Source organism: Allonocardiopsis opalescens (assembly GCF_003002095.1).
Classification (GTDB): domain Bacteria; phylum Actinomycetota; class Actinomycetes; order Streptosporangiales; family Streptosporangiaceae; genus Allonocardiopsis; species Allonocardiopsis opalescens.
Genome location: NZ_PVZC01000002.1, coordinates 263,819 through 278,233 on the forward strand (window position 1 = coordinate 263,819; position 14,415 = coordinate 278,233).

General features: G+C 73.8%; 13 protein-coding genes. 7 read left to right on the forward strand and 6 right to left on the reverse strand.

What is annotated here, in order from left to right; translation table 11 throughout:
• The first annotated feature begins 161 nt into the window (after positions 1–161).
• On the forward strand, positions 162–470 hold the full coding sequence (locus tag CLV72_RS07865; protein ID WP_106242241.1) for a hypothetical protein: 309 nt from the start codon (positions 162–164) through the stop codon (positions 468–470).
• 125 nt (positions 471–595) lie between these two features.
• Here CLV72_RS07865 and CLV72_RS07870 read toward each other — a convergent pair whose 3' ends face one another.
• Positions 596–1,477 carry an LLM class flavin-dependent oxidoreductase gene (locus tag CLV72_RS07870; protein WP_106243543.1) on the reverse strand — a complete coding sequence of 294 codons (882 nt, stop codon included), beginning with the start codon at positions 1,475–1,477 and terminating at the stop codon, positions 596–598.
• 537 nt (positions 1,478–2,014) lie between these two features.
• Here CLV72_RS07870 and CLV72_RS07875 point away from each other — a divergent pair.
• On the forward strand, positions 2,015–2,914 hold the full coding sequence (locus CLV72_RS07875; protein ID WP_245929985.1) for an NAD(P)H-binding protein: 900 nt from the start codon (positions 2,015–2,017) through the stop codon (positions 2,912–2,914).
• Between the two features lie 63 nt (positions 2,915–2,977).
• On the opposite strand, the gene tkt is transcribed toward CLV72_RS07875, so the two are convergent.
• Positions 2,978–5,035: a transketolase gene (tkt, locus tag CLV72_RS07880; RefSeq protein ID WP_106242251.1), complete on the reverse strand. Its 2,058-nt coding sequence runs from the start codon at positions 5,033–5,035 to the stop codon at positions 2,978–2,980.
• 355 nt (positions 5,036–5,390) lie between these two features.
• Between tkt and CLV72_RS07885 the strand changes: the two genes are divergently transcribed.
• From CLV72_RS07885 to CLV72_RS07905, 5 genes are all read left to right on the forward strand, one after another.
• Positions 5,391–6,581 carry an ROK family transcriptional regulator gene (locus CLV72_RS07885; RefSeq protein ID WP_245929987.1) on the forward strand — a complete coding sequence of 397 codons (1,191 nt, stop codon included), beginning with the start codon at positions 5,391–5,393 and terminating at the stop codon, positions 6,579–6,581.
• Positions 6,582–6,817: 236 nt separating this feature from the next.
• Entirely contained in the window at positions 6,818–7,288 is a 471-nt protein-coding gene (locus tag CLV72_RS07890) for a PTS sugar transporter subunit IIA (RefSeq protein WP_106242259.1), read from the forward strand.
• Positions 7,285–7,569: a PTS sugar transporter subunit IIB gene (locus CLV72_RS07895; RefSeq protein ID WP_245929989.1), complete on the forward strand. Its 285-nt coding sequence runs from the start codon at positions 7,285–7,287 to the stop codon at positions 7,567–7,569. The genes CLV72_RS07890 and CLV72_RS07895 overlap by 4 nt, the downstream gene beginning before the upstream one ends.
• A 42-nt stretch (positions 7,570–7,611) precedes the next feature.
• Positions 7,612–9,099: a PTS ascorbate transporter subunit IIC gene (locus CLV72_RS07900; RefSeq protein ID WP_106242264.1), complete on the forward strand. Its 1,488-nt coding sequence runs from the start codon at positions 7,612–7,614 to the stop codon at positions 9,097–9,099.
• Between the two features lie 160 nt (positions 9,100–9,259).
• Entirely contained in the window at positions 9,260–10,015 is a 756-nt protein-coding gene (locus CLV72_RS07905; protein ID WP_106242267.1) for a methyltransferase domain-containing protein, read from the forward strand.
• Here CLV72_RS07905 and CLV72_RS07910 read toward each other — a convergent pair.
• From CLV72_RS07910 to CLV72_RS07925, 4 genes are all read right to left on the reverse strand, one after another.
• Complete coding sequence (locus CLV72_RS07910) at positions 10,012–11,199, reverse strand: methyltransferase domain-containing protein (protein WP_245929991.1); 1,188 nt, start codon at positions 11,197–11,199, stop codon at positions 10,012–10,014. The two genes, CLV72_RS07905 and CLV72_RS07910, sit on opposite strands and share 4 nt — an antisense overlap.
• Positions 11,196–12,026: a radical SAM/SPASM domain-containing protein gene (locus CLV72_RS07915; protein WP_106242272.1), complete on the reverse strand. Its 831-nt coding sequence runs from the start codon at positions 12,024–12,026 to the stop codon at positions 11,196–11,198. The genes CLV72_RS07910 and CLV72_RS07915 overlap by 4 nt, the downstream gene beginning before the upstream one ends.
• Before the next feature lie 123 nt (positions 12,027–12,149).
• Entirely contained in the window at positions 12,150–13,544 is a 1,395-nt protein-coding gene (locus CLV72_RS07920; RefSeq protein ID WP_245929992.1) for a sensor histidine kinase, read from the reverse strand.
• 64 nt (positions 13,545–13,608) lie between these two features.
• A complete protein-coding gene (locus CLV72_RS07925; protein WP_106242275.1) occupies positions 13,609–14,328 on the reverse strand; it encodes a response regulator transcription factor in 720 nt (239 codons plus the stop codon).
• Positions 14,329–14,415: the final 87 nt, after the last annotated feature.

Sequence of the window (14,415 nt, forward strand, 5' to 3'; positions counted from 1 at the left end):
CGCCGCAACCGGACCCCGCCGCTTCGGCCGCCGCCCCCTCGGCCGCTCCGAGCACGTCGGCTCCATCGCCGTCGCCCTCACCGTCCCCGTCCCCGTCCCCGAGCGAACCGGCGGACGGCACCGATCTTGACGCCTGCGCCGACGGCCGCTGCGAAGTCGCGGTGGACGGGCCGACCGAGTTCGGCTTGGACCCCGAACTCGGCTTCGCGAGCGTCGAACTGGTGTCGATCGAGGGCGACACGGTGGAGTTCGTGCTGGTGTCCACGTCCTCGGAGGTCGCCATCGCCTGCGAGGAGGGCAGCAGCCCCGACTGCACGGCCTCCCTGACGGGCTACAGCGACGGACCGCTGATCGAGACGATCAGCCGCTCGGGCGACCGCGTAACAGTCAATGACCTGGGCATCGTGATCGTCCACGCAGGCGACGGTGCGGCCGTCATCCGGCTGGAGACCTCGGCGCCGAACGCCTGAACCCGCTCCCCGGGCATCGACGCCGACGGGTAGGGCTCGTCACGTCTGTCCGAACGGCATGACTCCACCTTCATTCCTCCCACGGGAGGCCGGCTCGCGGACCCGTATAAGAAAGAGAGCAGCACCTACCTCCGTTCCGCCGCCACCTGCTCGCGGACGGCGGGGGCGACCTCCTCGATGAAGCGGGCGAGCTGGTCGGCGCCGTCGCCCCAGAAGACGAAGGTGTCGAAGCCGTGGCCCACGGCCAAATCGGTGAGCTGATCGGCCCACTGGTCGACGGGGCCGCGCAGGAAGCCCTCGGAGCCGCCGTCGGTGATCCGGCCGGGGACATTGGCGACGCGGCGGATCTCCGAGGGCGCCCGGCCCGCCTCGGCGGCGGCGCGGTCGATGAGCGTGTTCAGCTCGGGCAGCCGGTCGACCAGTTCGCCCTGGAGCGAGGGCACCCAGCCGTCTGCGATCCGCCCGACCCGCCGCAGCGCGTTCGGCCCGTAGGCGCCCAGCCAGATGCCGACCGGGTGCGGCGGCACCGGCCCGGACCTGGCACCGGCCAGCCGGTAGAACTCGCCGTCGAAGCGCAGGTTCCGCTCACCGCTCCACAGCATCCGGATCACCGCGATGGCCTCTTCGAGGGCACGCGCCTTCTCCGCCTTGCCATTGCGCGGGCCGCCATAGGACTCGATCGCCTCGGCGAAGCCACCCGCGCCCAGGCCGAGCTCGAAGCGCCCCCCGCTGAGCAGATCGAGGGTGGCGGCCGTCTTGGCGAGTACGGCCGGCGGGCGCAGCGGCAGATTGGTGACGTCGGGAAAGACCGAGATCCGCTCGGTGACCGCGAGGATCTGCGCCATCAGCGCGTAGGTGTCGACATAGGCGGTCTGGTAGGGGTGGTCCTGCACCCCGATGTAGTCGTAACCGCGCCGCTCCAGTTCACGCGCCGTGTCCAGCAGCGGATCAGCGGCGTTCGGAATCAGGAAGTACCCGAACCGCACCGGACGCCCGTAGTCGGCCATGACCACCCTCACTCTCCGCGGCGGCCCGACAGCGGCCCATCCGCCTCGCCCGCCCCGTCTCGGCCAGCGCCGGACGCCTTCCGGTAATTCCACCCCCGGATGCCACCCTCGACTCAGGAGCGTCGAGCGGCCGCACCCGGCCCATCACCACCGGCCCCGGTCGCTGCCCGCAGCCGGTTCCAGGACGTCGGCGGCACGGCCGCCGGTCCCGCGTCCGTCGCGAACGAGCACGTCCGCGCCATCCGAGCCCCGGCCGGTGGACGTGTGCGCCAGTGCCGCACACGTCTGAGCTGACGGGCACTGGGTGGGCCACCACCGAGGCGGCGGCGCGGCCGGGGCCGCACGCGCGCCGGGGCCGGCGGTCGGGCTGGTACGCGGCTGACCGCCCCTCCGGCCGGACGGGCCCGAGGAAATCCGCATATGCGAGGGCTTGAGGAACCGGTCTAGCATTCGGGGCGATCTCGGGCCGCCGCCGCGCGACCACGCCAGCGGACGCGGCGGCGGCCTGTCACCCCATCAGGTATTTCAAGGAGCGACGTGACGATTCTAGTGACGGGTGCCACCGGCAATATCGGCCGCCGTGTCGTCGAGGGGCTGGTCGGCGCGGGGCAGCGGGTGCGGGCCATGGTCCGCGACCCGCTGCGGGCGCGCCGCGTCCTGCCCGAAGGCGTGGAAGTGGTGCACGGCGACTTCGACCGGCCCGGCAGCTGGCCGGAGGCGCTGGCGGGCGCCGACCGGGTCTACCTGTTCCCGCTCGTGTACCGGCCGGAGCCGGGCGAGCCCGGTTTCGTGGAGCAGGCGGCCGCGGCGGGCGTCCGCAGGTTCGTGGTGCACTCGGCCGCGGCCGCCGGCTTCGCGCCGTCGGACGACCCGAGCGCGCTCGGCCGCCACCTGGAGGAGGAGCGGGCGGCCCACCGCGGCATCGAGCTGATGGTGGAGGCGACCGGGCGGGAGTGGACCCACGTGCGCCCCGGGCTGCTGGCCGCCAACGCGCTCGGCTGGGCCGAGCGGATCCGCACCGGACGCGCCGTGCGCGAGCCGTACGGCAGTTCGGGATACCCCCTGGTGCACGAGGCCGACGTGGCCGAGGTGGCGGTCGCCGCCCTGCTGACCGACGCCCATCTCGGCGCCGCGTACACGATCACGGGCCCGGCCAAGGTGACCCAGTTGGAGCAGGTGGCGGCGATCGAGGCCGCCATCGGCGCGCCCGTGGGCTTCGAGGAGCCGCCGCCGGCGCAGGCCCGCGCCGAGATGCTCGCCGACGGCTACCCGCCGGACGAGGCCGACTGGCTCGTCGAACTGCTGGCCGACGCCGTCGACGGCCCCGGCGTGCTGCCGCCGACCGGCACCTACCAGGAGATCACCGGCCGCCCGCCGCGCAGCTTCGCCCGCTGGGCCCGCGACCACGCGGCCGCCTTCCTCCCGGCGGCCGCCTGACCGTCCGGTGACCCCGGGCCCGGGGCGGGGCTCCCGCCCGGCCCGGGCCCGGGGTGGTCCCGGCTAGCGCGTCGCGGCGGGAGCCTCGGCCTCGGTGCGGGCGAGGCTGCGCAGGGCGGCCGCCACCACGGCGGAGGCGGTGACGCCCAGTTCGGCCAGTACCTCCTCGCCCGGCCCGGACAGGCCGAAGCGGTCGACGGCGACGGTCTCGCCGGTCAGGCCGAGGTAGCGCCACCAGCCCTGGCCGCTGCCCGCCTCGACGCTGACCCGCGCCCGCACCTCGGGCGGCAGCACGGCGTCGCGGTAGGCGGCGGGCTGCTCCTCGAACCACTCCAGGCAGGGCAGCGACACCACCCGCGCGGGCACCCCGCGTCCGTGCAGCTCGCGCTGGGCGGCGACGGCGAGGGCGACCTCGGTGCCGGTGGCCAGCAGCAGCACGCGAGGCCGGCCGCCCTCGGCCTCGGCCAGCACGTAGCCGCCGCGGGCCACGCCCGCGTCGACGTCGTGGCCGGAGTGGTCCAGCGGCTCCGCCTTGTGCCGCCCGAGGGCGAGCGCGGTCGGGCCCTCGGGCCGGTCCAGCAGCCGCCGCCAGGCGGCGATGGTCTCGGCGGCGTCGGCGGGCCGCACCAGGTCGACGCCCGGGACGCCGCGCAGGCCCCACAGCTGCTCGACGGGCTGGTGGGTGGGGCCGTCCTCACCGACGGTGACAGAGTCGTGGGTGAACACGTAGACGACGGGGAGCCGCATCAGCGCGGCGAGCCGCAGCGAGGGGCGGAGGTAGTCGGAGAAGGACAGGTAGGTGCTGACGTAGGGGCGGTAGGTGCCGTGCAGGGCGATCCCGGCGGCGATGGCGGCCATGGCGTGCTCGCGGATGCCGAAGTGCAGCGCGGTTCCGTCGGGGGCGGCGGCGGAGAACGGGATCGCCTCCGGCCGCGCGACGCCGGTGGACTCCGACAGGTCGGCGGAGCCGCCCCACAGGCCGGCCGGGGTGGCGGCCAGCGCCGCGAGCACGGCGCCGTTGGCGACCCGGGTGGCCTGGGGCTTGTCGGCGGGCTCGGGCAGCGGCCAGCCGCCTTCGGCCGCGCGGGCCAGCAGCCGGTAGCGCTCGGCGGCGCGGTCGGGGTGGCGGGTGCGCCAGCGGTCCAGGCTCTCGTTCCACTCGGCGCGCAGCCGCGCGCCGCGGGCGGCGGCCGAGCGGGTGTCGGCGAGGACGTCGTCGGGCACCTGGAAGGAGCTCTCCGGATCGAGTCCGAGCAGGGCCTTGGTGGCGGCCGCCTCGTCGGCGCCGAAGGGCCCGGCGTGCGCGGCGGCGGTGCCGCCCCGGTTGGGGGCGGGCGCGCCGATGACCGTGCGCAGCGCGATCAGGACGGGGCGGTCGGGCAGCTCGCGGGCGCGGGTGAGGGCGGCGCGGAGCGCGTCGAGGTCGTCTCCGTCGGCGACGTCCTCGACGTGCCAGCCGTAGGCGCGGTAGCGGGCGCGGACGTCCTCGGTGAAGGACAGGTCGGTGGGGCCGTCGATGCTGATGCCGTTGTCGTCCCAGATGACGACGAGGTTGTCCAGGCCGAGCGTGCCGGCCAGCGATGACGCCTCGGAGCTGACGCCCTCCTGGAGGTCGCCGTCGGAGGCGACGACCCAGACGGTGTGGTCGAACGGGGAGCGGCCGGGCTCGCTGCCGGGGTCGAAGGTGGCGCGCTCGTGGCGGGCCGCCATGGCCATGCCGACGGCGGTGGCCAGGCCCTGGCCGAGCGGCCCGGTGGTCATCTCGACGCCCGCGGTGTGCCGGTACTCGGGGTGGCCGGGGGTGGCCGAGCCGAGTCTGCGGGTGCGGCGGAGGTCGTCGAGGGTCAGGCCGTAGCCGGTGAGGTGGAGCTGCACGTAGAGCAGCAGGGCGGCGTGGCCCGCCGAGAGGACGAAGCGGTCGCGGCCGGCCCAGTCGGGATCGGCGGGGTCGTGCCGCATCACCTCCTGGAACAGGAGGTGGGCCAGCGGCGCCAGGCTCATCGCCGTGCCCGCGTGGCCGTTCCCCTTCGCCTCGACCACGTCCAGTGCCAGCCCGCGCGCCACGTTGATCGCCCGCCAGGCGCGATCGGTAGCGGTGCGGGTGGGTTCGCCGCCGCTCATCCATCCCCCTTCTTCGGTGCTCGCCGTGCCGGACCGGCCCTGCCGCCGCCCGGCCACGCGGGAATCATGGCCGCTCCGGCCCGCCACCGCATCCGGCACTCCGGACTTGTCCACAGCCCGCGGCCGTCCCGCCCCTGTTATCCACAACCGGCCGGTAGCCACTCGCGGCCGGGGGCGATCGCTTGCGATGCTGGAAGTGGGGTCGCCCCCCTGGGCGGGCGGGGGATCGCTTCGGGCGGGGTGACGGGCGCTTCCGGCGCTCCGGGGCCGCCGTGCGGGCGGGTCCGTCGGCCGCGCTTTTTGATCAAGACTAATCATGGTTATGGAGAACGGCAAACAAAAGTATGCTGTTTCGGTGCGAAACCCGTCACAGCCGCGCAGCGCCGCCAGGACCGGTCCCGGGCAGCTGCTCGACCTGATCCGCTCCGGCCGGGCCCGTACCCGCGCCGAACTCGCCCAAGCCACCGGATGGGCGCGGGTCACCGTCGCCCAGCGGCTGGACACGCTGCTGCGGGCCGGACTCGTGGTGCGCGCGCGAGAGACCTCCTCGTCGGGCGGCCGCCCACCGGAGACCTTCGCGTTCAACCGCCAGGCGGGCGTGCTGCTCTGCGCCGACATCGGCGGCAGCCACACCCGGGTGGCCGTCACCGACCTGGAGGCCGGGGTACTGGCCGAGGACGGCGCCGACCTCGACGTCGCGCTCGGCCCCGAGCCGGTGCTCGACTGGGTCGCGGTCGCCTTCCGCTCGCTGCTGGAGAGCACCGGCCACCAGGCGTCCGACGTGCGCGGCGTCGGCGTCGGCGTGCCCGGCCCGGTCGAGGCGGGCACCGGCCGCCTGGTCAGCCCGCCCATCATGACCGGCTGGGACGGCTTCGTGGTCCCCGACTACTTCGCGCCGCGCTACCCGGTCCCCATCGCCGTCGATCGCGACGTGAACATCATGGCGCTCGGCGAGTACCGCGTCGGCGGCCTGGAGGGCCATGACGACCTCGTCGTGGTGAAGATCGGCCTCGGCCTGGGCTGCGCCTTCATCGTGCAGGGCCGCCTGTACCGGGGCGCGCAGGGCGCGGCCGGCGACCTCGGCCACCTGGCGCGCGGCGGCGACGAGCCGTGCCGCTGCGGCAACACCGGCTGCCTGGAGGCGGCGGCGGGCGGCTGGGCGATCCGCCGCGAGCTGATCAGGCTCGGCTACCAGGTCGGCACCAGCCAGGACATCGTCACCCTCACCCGCGCCGGCAACCACGACGCGGTCCGGCTGGTCCGGCGCAGCGGACGGCTGATCGGCGCCGCGATGGCCGACGTGGTGGGGCTGTTCAACCCCTCGGCGATCGTGGTCGGCGGCAATCTGGCGCAGGCGCACGAGCCGCTGCTGGCCGGCATCAGGGAGGCGGTGTACCGGCGCTCCCAGCCGCTGGCCACCCGCGACCTCGACATCATGCCCACCCGGATCGGCGCCAACGCCGGCACCCGGGGCGCCGCCGTCCTGGTGCACGAGCACCTGTTCAACGCCGAGAGGGTCAACGCCCGGCTGCTGTCCTCCGCCTGAGGTCACGGCGGGCCCGCGTTCCGGATAACACTGCCATCACTTCAGGATGAAAGCAGACAGAAGTACGGTTATGGTGATCGCAATACCGCCTTAACACAAGACCGATATCGGACCGCCACGCGGCCGAAGGCCGCGTCCGGCGCCTGACCGCGGCGGTGCGGCCCCGGTTCCGTGACCCGGGCACCGACAGCGCCGATGATGGTGCCCTGGTAGTGCCGATCTAGGAGGGGGCAGCCATGCCGGAACGTTCCTTGCTCGCGTTCCTGCCCGAGGAGGCCGTACGGGTCGGCGTGTCCGCCGAGGACTGGCGGGGCGCGGTCCGGGCGGCCGGCGAGCGGCTGGTGGCGTCCGGCGCCACCACCGACGCCTACACCGACGAGATGATCTCCACCGTCGAGGACCTCGGCCCCTACATCGTGATCGTCCCCGGCCTCGCCCTCGCCCACTCCAGGCCCGCGCCCTCGGTGCTGCGCACCGGCCTGTCCTGGGTCGGGCTGTCCTCGCCGGTGGAGTTCGGCCACGCCGCCAACGACCCCGTCCGGCTCGTCGTCGGGCTGGCCGCCACCGACCACGACGGCCACACCGGCGCCCTGTCCCAACTGGCCCGGATGCTCTCGGACGCCAAGCGCCTCGAAGCACTGATGACGGCCCCCGACGCCGGCTCCGTCCGGCAGATCATCGCCGACTACGAGAGGGCGAACCCATGATGAAGATCCTGGCCGTGTGCGGTATGGGCATCGGCACCAGCGTGATCCTGAAGATGAATGCGGAGAAGGCCGCCCAGCAGCTCGGCCTGGACGCCGACGTTGAGGTGGCCGACATCAGCAGCGCGCGCGGCGCCGCCACCACCGCCGACCTGGTGCTGACCTCCGCCGAACTCGCCGCCGAACTCGGCGACATCCCCACCCCTGTGGTGGTCGTGAACAACTTTGTCGACTCCGACGAGATCAGCGCGAAGCTCTCCGCCGCCGTCGACTCCAACGGTTGAACCCCTGTGCGCAACCCCTGAGTAGAACCGTAGGAGCGTGCCATGGACTGGCTCGTCGCGATCGCGCAGTTTCTGGTCAATGAGATCCTGAGTGTGCCGGCCTACCTGGTCGGCCTGATCACCGCCGTCGGGCTGATCGCCCTGCGCCGATCGGTGGGCCAGGTCGTGGGCGGCGGACTCAAGGCGGTGCTGGGCTTCCTGCTGATCGGGGCCGGCGCCGGCCTGGTCACGGCCTCGCTCGACCCCCTCGGCACGATGATCCAGGGCGCCACCGGCGCCCAGGGCGTCGTGCCCACCAACGAGGCGATCGTCGGCATCGCCCAGCAGCAGTTCGGCGCGCAGGTCGCCTGGATCATGATTTTGGGCTTCGCGCTGAGCCTGCTGCTGGCGCGGTTCACCCCGCTGAAGTACGTCTTCCTGACCGGCCACCACATGCTCTTCATGGCGACGCTGCTCACCATGGTGCTGGCCGTCACCACCCTGCCGACGCTCGCCATCGTGCTGATCGGCGGTGTGCTGATGGGCGTGATGCTGGTGGTCATGCCGGCCTTCGCGCAGCCGTGGACGCGGCGGGTCGGCGGCGACGGCAAGATCGCCATCGGCCACTTCGGCACGCTCGGCTACATCGCGGCCGGTGCCACCGGCCAGCTGGTGGGCCGCACCAGCCGCAGCACCGAGGACATGAAGCTCCCCGAGGGGCTGCGCTTCCTGCGCGACTCCATGGTGGCCACGGCGCTGTCGATGGTGCTGATCTACCTGGCCGTCGCCCTGCTCTACCTGGCGCGCGTCGGCCGCGACGAGGCCGTGGCGCTCTTCCCGCCCGCGGAGGGCATCGACCCCAACATCGGCCACTTCCTGATGCAGTCGGTGATGCAGGGCCTCCAGTTCGGCGTCGCGGTGGCCGTCATCCTGTTCGGCGTCCGCACGATCCTGGGCGAGCTGGTGCCCGCCTTCCAGGGCATCGCCGAACGGGTTGTGCCGGGCGCCGTACCCGCGCTGGACGCGCCGATCGTGTTCCCCTACGCGCAGAACGCGGTCCTGGTCGGCTTCCTGTCCAGCTTCGTCGGCGGCCTGGTGAGCCTGGCCGCGATCGCCGCCGTCTTCAATCCCGCGTTCGGGCTGGCGCTGATCCTGCCCGGCCTGGTGCCGCACTTCTTCACCGGCGGCGCGGCCGGCGTCTTCGGCAACGCCACCGGCGGCCGCCGCGGCGCCGTCGCGGGCGGCTTCGTCAACGGCGTGCTCATCACCTTCCTGCCCGCCCTGCTGCTGGGCGTGCTGGGCTCCTTCGGCTCGGCCAACACCACCTTCGGCGACGCCGACTTCGGCTGGTTCGGCATCGTGATCGGCTACTCCTTCCGCGCCGGCCCGGTGCTCGGCGTGGTCCTGTCGCTGATCATCGGCGCCGTCCTGGTGGTCGCCGCGATCGCCGTCCAGCGCCGCGCCGTCGAAGGCGGCTGGAACCCCGGCGCCCGCCGCGACGCGGCCCTGGCCCGCAAGGCCGAGGCCGAGAAGGAGGGCGGCAAGCCCTAGTCCCTCTGCCGGAACCGACGGCGAAGCGGGGCCCGCTTCGGCACGCTCGACGGCCGCGTCCGGTCGTCGCGGAGCGGCCGAGCGGGCCCCACTCGCGTCGACGGTGCCGTCGGGCCGAAACTCCGTTGGCTCGTGGCGCACCGTCAGGAAGAATCCGAGGATGGCCGACACGTTCGACGCACTGGTCGAGGCCGGGGAGTCCGCGGACGTCTCCGGGTGGGACTTCTCGTGGCTGGAGGGCCGCGCCACCGAGGAGCGCCCGCCATGGGGGTACGCCCGGCGGCTCGCGCACCGGCTGAGCCTGGCGTCCGCCTCACTCGACATCCAGACCGGCGGTGGCGAGGTGCTCGCCGAGGCGTCCGCGTTCCCGCCCGTGGGGGTGGCGACCGAGTCGTGGCCGCCGAACGCGGCACGGGCCACCCGCCTGCTCCACCCGCGCGGGGTGGCCGTCGTCGCCACCCCCGACGATGCGCCGCTGCCCTTCGCCGACGAGGGCTTCGACCTGGTCACCAGCCGCCATCCGGCCACCATCCGGTGGGACGAGATCACCCGCGTGCTCCGGCGCGGCGGCAGCTACTTCGCCCAGCATGTCGGCCCGGCGAGCGTCTTCGAACTGATCGAGTTCTTCCTCGGCCCCCAGCCCGGAGCACGTCGAGGGCGGCACCCCGACGACGAGGCGGCCGCCGCCACGGCGGCCGGCCTGGAAATCGTCGACCTGCGGACGGCGCGGCTGCGCATGGAGCTCCGCGATGTCGCCGCCGTCGTCTACCTGCTCCGCAAAGTGGTCTGGTGGGTGCCCGGGTTCACCGTGGAGCGCTACCGCGACCGCCTCCGCGAACTCCACGAGCGCATCCAGGCGGACGGTCCCTTCATCGCGCACTCCACCCGCCACCTCATCGAGGCGCGGCGCCCCTAGCCCGCCGGTGGGAGGGTGGCGCGCCAGCGCCCCCGGGCGAAGTGGGCGGTGCCGTCAGGGTCGATACGGACGGTGGCGCCGTAGACCTGGAGGTATCCATCGGCGACCCAGTCATGGCGGATACCGTCCAGCAGCTCCCACAAACGGCGCGGACCCGACTGGTGCACCACCGGCCGCTCACCCCGGCGACCGGTGGCACGCGCCCACGAACCGTCCGCGTGCACCATCCACGCCGTCCGCACACCATCGGCGTCCTCGTCGTAGCCGTGGTGGATGCCCGGGGCGGCCAGGAAGAGGGTCGCGGCCAGTTCTGGGGACCGGTCCAGGTCGATCACCGGGTACCGGCCGGTGCGCACGTTCTCGCCTTCGGCGGTGTCGGCCGGGAGGGGGGTGTCGGCGGGGTGGTCCGGGCCTGACCGGGCGGCCATGAAGCCCGCGGTCGCGTGCTCGACCTTGCCCCACGCGCCGCCGTCGTCGTCCTTGGTGGCGGTGATGGTGATCGGCGCTCCGGCCAGGGTGGTGACGAGGCGGCCGCCGGGACGCAGGGCCGGCAGCCACGAGGCGGGGACGCCCGGCATGCCGACCATCGACACGATCCGGTCGTAGCCGCCCGGCAGCGGCCCGGTGGCGTCGGCGGTCAGCAGGACGGGGCGCAGGCCGAGGGCGTCCAGCCGCCGGCCGGCGGCCTTGACGAGATAGGGGTCGATGTCGACCGAGGTCACGTGCGCGTCGCCGAGCAGGCGCGCCAGCAGCGCGCAGCCGTAGCCGGAGCCGGTGGCGACGTCCAGTACGTCGTGGCCGGGGTGGATCCGGGCGAAGCGGTACATCTGCATGACCAGCCAGGGGTTGGTCGACGACGACGCCGGGCGCCCCTCGGGCCGGTCGCCGGGGGAGGCGTGGTCGGCGTGCAGCGGCCCGACCTGTGTCACCAGGGAGGTGGTGCGCCGGTAGGCGGCGTGCATCCAGGCTTCGGCGTCGTCGGCGCCCTCGCGCAGCGACCACGACCCGCCGCCGCGCTGCCACCAGCGGGGCACCAGCAGGTGCCGGGGCGTGGCGGCGATCGGCGCCCACCACCGCGAACGCGGCTCGGCGAGCTTGCCCGCCAACCACTCCGCGTGCGTGCGCCAGTCGTCGCCCGCCACCGTGGGCCGCCGCCGCTCCCTGTCGGCACGCTCGACGCTCAACGCAGCTCGGGTCCGCACACGCTCGGCGCCGAATCCTCGGGGTGGCATCCGTCGTCGGGCGAGCAGCCGGTGCCACGGGGCGGGATCGCCGCGACGAGCCGGGCCATCGCCGCTCCGTGCAGGATGTCCGCCAGCCGCTGGGTGCGGACATTGCCCGCCGGAGGCAGGAACCGCGACAGGGTGCAGCCCCACACGTCTCCGTCGGAGGAGACCGCGGCGTTCCGGCGCCCGCAGCGCCCGCACAGCTCGCGCACCGTGGGAACCGACGCGTCAGGCCGTCCGCGGCCCACCCCGCGCATCCGGTCGGTGTTGATCTTCCGCACTCCGATCGCTTCCAGTTGCCGACGAGCGGCGTCCACACGCTGCCCCTGGCGCACGGCGACGATTCCGGCCCGCAACGGGACACCCAGGCCGACGGCACGCCGCACGTTCGCCAGCGTACGGGCGTGGCTGCCCGGCCGCCGGGTGATCGCGTCGTGCTCGGCCGGATCGTCGCTGTAGTAGCTGAACGCGAGGTACACCTTCGGGCGCTGGAACAGCTCCCACCACTCGGGACGGACGTGGGCGAGGTTGGAGTACACCTCGGCGCCGAGGCCCGCGTCCAGCGCGTGCCGCATCAGCTCGGGAAAGGCCGGATGCAGCGTCGGCTCACCGCCGATGAACTGCACATCGAGCACACCGGCGTCCGGTGCCTGGTCGATCACCCGCACCCAGTCGTCCACGGTCATCACCCCATGGCCACCCCACGGCCCCGAGTCCGCGTAGCAGTGCGCACACGCCAACTGGCAGCGGCCGGTGATCTCCAACTCCAGGAAAGCCACGGACATGACGGCTCCTCCCCTCACTCCCCCAACGCCACCGAAGCACAAGCGCAGGAACGGAACCAGATGAAAGACGCAGGTCAGACCAGACGGACACCCAGGTCGCACCTCACCGCCACACGGAGGCGGTCACTGCGCCAGCGGAACCCGCACCGTGACGGTCGTGCCCTCGCCCGGGGCGGTGGTGAGGCCGGTTTCGCCGCCGTGGGCTTCGGCGATGGCGTGGACGATGGACAGGCCGAGGCCGCTGCCGCCGGTGGGGGTGCGGCGGCCGCGGTAGAAGCGGTCGAAGACGCGGGCGGCGTCCTCGGTGGGCATGCCGGGGCCCTGGTCGGCGATTTCGAGGACGGCGGAGTCCTCGTCGCGGCGCAGGGAGACGCGGGTGGGGGTGTCGGGCGGGGTGTGCTCGCGGACGTTGGCGAGGAGGTTGGCGAGGACCTGGCGGAAGCGGGTCTCGTCGATGGTGCCGTCCAGGGTGTCGGGGACGTCGACCTCCAGGGGGCGGGCGGGCTCGACGGCGGCGGCGTCGGCGACGGCGTCGTTGACGAGGGGGACGAGGTCGGTGCGGGCGAACTCCAGGGAGCCGGGGCGGTCGAGCCGGGCGAGTTCGAGGAGTTCGGCGACGAGGCGGCTCATCCGCTCGGCCTCGCTCTCGATCCTGCGCATGGCGCCGCCGATCTGGTCGGGCGGGATGGCGCCCTGGCGGTACAGCTCGGCGTAGCCGCGGATGGTGGTGAGGGGGGTGCGCAGTTCGTGGGAGGCGTCGGCGGCGAAGGCGCGCACCCGCCGCTCGGAGCGGAGCCGGGCCTGGAATGCCTGCTCGATCCGGCCGAGCATGGTGTTGATGGCGACGGCGAGGCGGCCGGCCTCGCTGTCGCGTTCGGCGCCGGGCATCCGCTCGGAGAGGTCCTCGCCGGCGCTGATCCGGTCGGCGGTGGTGGCCATCCGGTCCAGCGGGGCCAGACCGCGGGCGATCAGGCCCCGGCCCGCGAGGGCGAGGGCGGCGATGAGCAGGCCGGAGACGACCAGTTGGATCAGGACCAGCTGCTGCGGCAAAATCTGCGCGTTGTCGGTGGGGATGGCCACCACGATCACGCCCTGCTCGTTGACCCGCACGGTGGCGCGGTGCGCGGGCACGCTCGACGGCGGACCCTCCAGGTCGAAGATCTCGCCGTCGCCGGCCCGGCGCAGCAGCCAGGCGAAGGAGTAGCGGTCCAGCCGGTCGAGCACCACGTCGGGCCGGGGGGTGTCGCCCCAGGTGTTCGTGATCGCGCCGGTCGCCGGGTCCAGCACCGCCACGAAGTAGGGCGAGGGGCTGGGCGAGTCGGCGGCGGTACTGGACACGGTCTCGTCCACCCGGGTCACGGCGCGGGCCGCGGCCACCTGCAGCTCGACGTCCAGCCGCTCCATCATGAAGGTGTGCAGCACGATCGCGCTGATCAGCGAGGTGGCGAGCAGCCCGGCCGAGGTCACCAGGATCAGGCCGACCATCAGCCGGCTGCGCAGCGTGGACGGGCGCCTCACGGCCGGACCGCGAGGTCCGCCGGACGCCCAGCCCTCCGCCCACCCATCCAGGGGCGGCGCCCGCTCATCCGGCGGCGCTCCCCCCGCCCGGCGGGCGCAGGGCGTAGCCGATGCCGCGCTGGGTGTGGATCAGCGGTGGGCCGAGCGGGTCGAGTTTGCGGCGCAGGTAGCTGACGTAGGTCTCGACGATCTGGGACTGGCCGGCGTAGTCCCAGCCCCAGACGTTCTCCAGCAGCTGGGCGCGGGTGAGCACCCGGCCGGGGTGGCTCATCAGGTACGCGAGCAGCCGGAACTCGGTCGGCGAGAGTTCGACGCGGTTGCCGCCGCGCCGTACCGTCCAGGTGGCCTCGTCGAGCTCCACGTCGGCGACGCGCAGCACGTTGTCCTGGGGGCCGGACTCGCGGTGGGTGCGGCGCAGCAGGGCGCGGACCCGCGCGACCAGGGCCTCCACAGAGAAGGGCTTGGTGACGTAGTCGTCGCCGCCGAGGGAGAGCCCGGTGACGGTGTCGGACGGGGTGTCGCGTGCGGTCAGGTAGATGACGGGCACGTCGTCGCCTTCGGCACGCAGCCGCCGGCAGATCTCGAAGCCGTCGACGTCGGGCAGCATCACGTCGAGCACGATCACGTCGGGTCTGCGGGAGCGGGCGCTGCTCAGCCCCTCCTCGCCGCCGCTGGCGGTGCTGACCGCGAAGCCGTGGAAGGTGAGCGCGGCCTGCACCAGGTCCCGGATGTTGGGCTCGTCGTCGATGACGAGCACGTGCGGTGCGGAGACTGCTTCGGTCATGTCCTGTCCAGCTCGTCGTGGCCCGGCCGGTCGGCAGGGTTCCGGCACAGGATAGGGCCCGGTGGAAGGGCGCGCCGTCCTGCCACC